The sequence below is a fragment of the Iodidimonas gelatinilytica genome, from assembly GCF_008579125.1.
In the GTDB taxonomy this organism is placed as follows: Bacteria; Pseudomonadota; Alphaproteobacteria; order Sphingomonadales; family Rhodothalassiaceae; genus Iodidimonas; species Iodidimonas muriae.
On record NZ_BKCL01000026.1, the window covers coordinates 1 to 1,901 of the forward strand.

A 1,901-nucleotide genomic window follows, 5' to 3' on the forward strand; every position below is an offset into this window, starting at 1 on the left:
CACTAATTGCCATCCAGTTGCGGCGGCTGGAGCGTGGCGTAAGCCATAGCAACTGGATGGGGCAAGATTGTTTCCGGTGCCGGTGGCTTATATCCCAGCGAGCTGTGCGGTCTGACCGTGTTGTAATGCCGCCGCCGGCGTTCAATAAGGATCTTCGCCTCCTTCAGGCTGTAAAATATCTCCGTATTTAAAAGCTCGTCCCTGAGCTTGCTGTTGAAGCTTTCATTGTAACCATTCTCCCACGGGCTGCCCGGCTCGATATAAAGCGTCTTCACGCCAACCCGGCCCAGCCAGTCCCTGACGGCATGGGCCGTAAACTCCGCGCCGTTATTGGAGCGGATATGATCCGGCACACCGCGCTGCGTAAACAACCCGGTGAGCGTATGAAGTACATCATCCGATTTGAGCGTCCGGGCCGTCGTAATTGCCAGACACTCGCGCGTGTATTCATCGATCACGGTCAGCATACGGAACGCTCTGCCATCATGCGTGCGGGCCATACAAAGTCATATGCCCAGACATGATTGCGCCAGCTTGGGCGTCGCCTGATGCAGGAGCCGTCATTCAGCCATAATCGGCCACGCTTCGGTTGTTTTTCGGCACTTTCAGCCCCCCTCGCCGCCAGATACGCTCCACGCGTTTGTGGTTCACATACCAGCCCTCCATACGCAGCAGGTAGAAGCTCGTTCTCGACGCGGCGGGCAACACCCCAAATCGCGTCGATTATGCTCTCAACATACTGATCGTCAAAATCATCTAATTTCTTGCCATCCACCTGACATCCATTGCGATGAACGCAGTCATGGCGCCTTTTCATAGCGTTAAAAAGACGGTCACGAAGTTCCTTGTCAGGCTCAAGAGTTATCCCAAAAGCTGATTGGTAAAGGTTCGTCGCCACTTCGAGATTGTGAAACAGCACACGCTTCAGTTTCGCAACAATCCTTTTAGTGATCGCATTAGGCTCCTTAGCCAACTCCACTGCTGAGAACATCTCTTTTCCAAGGTCAGGGTAATTGGTCAAGAGTCTGGTTCTAACCGCTTCATTACTCTGAACAGCGTTGATAAGTGTATCACCCAGATACGCTTCAAGAATTGAAATCGCCCCGGTAAACACGAGGCGATTAACAAATTGGGCGTCTGTTATAGGGCTTGGTGCTCCGATCATCCCTTTCAGGTGCCCCAATGCCTCGTCCGCGATGGAATATGGATCATCTGGTGGATTGTAGTATAGCTCGTCTTCTGGACCCGGCTCATACATGGGCATCTCGCCCGAAATTGAGAAGCTATGCGGCCCTTCAATTTCGAAGTCAGTTCCTGCAGCGTAGACAAAAACATGACCGAAATATTCAAATCCACAGCCATCGCAGATAATTTCAACAATATCAGCCACAGTCCAGTCAGAAATATTCTCCGCAGTGAAGTTTAATTCGGGAACCTCAATAGCTTGTTCATTAAAGCAACCGCACTCGGGGCAATCCCAAGTGATGTGGCTTATGAAATTCTGCATAAATTACCCCCCTTCCTCGGTTAGAATCGAGAACGTCTCTAAATAATGACGCTCGTACGGCGGCACAGGGCAACAAATATCAACCATAAACAGCACCAAGTCCTGCTGTTTAAATTGAGCTTCCGCATTGCTTCCGTTGCAGGACGAACGGCTGAGGCGGTTATTCCTGAGCTTTGCTTTTATGTTTTTATGTTTTGGACAGCAAAAAGCCGCTGAGTCATTGACTTAGCGGCTTTGATTTATTTGGTTGCGGGGATAGGATTTGAACCTATGACCTTCAGGTTATGAGCCTGACGAGCTACCGGACTGCTCCACCCCGCGACAGGGATTTTGTTTTGCGGATTGAGACCGCTTTATCGGCATTTTCACTGGTCTTTTCCAAGATTCTGCGGGG

The 1,901-nt window shown here is 50.6% G+C and carries 1 tRNA gene and 1 pseudogene; both read right to left on the reverse strand.

Going from position 1 to position 1,901, the window contains the following annotated elements:
- Positions 1–2: 2 nt before the first annotated feature.
- Positions 3–675: pseudogene (locus JCM17844_RS13825) on the reverse strand (IS3 family transposase); the annotation flags it as partial.
- 1,076 nt (positions 676–1,751) lie between these two features.
- Positions 1,752–1,828: transfer RNA gene (locus JCM17844_RS13830), tRNA-Met, on the reverse strand.
- Positions 1,829–1,901 lie beyond the last annotated feature (73 nt).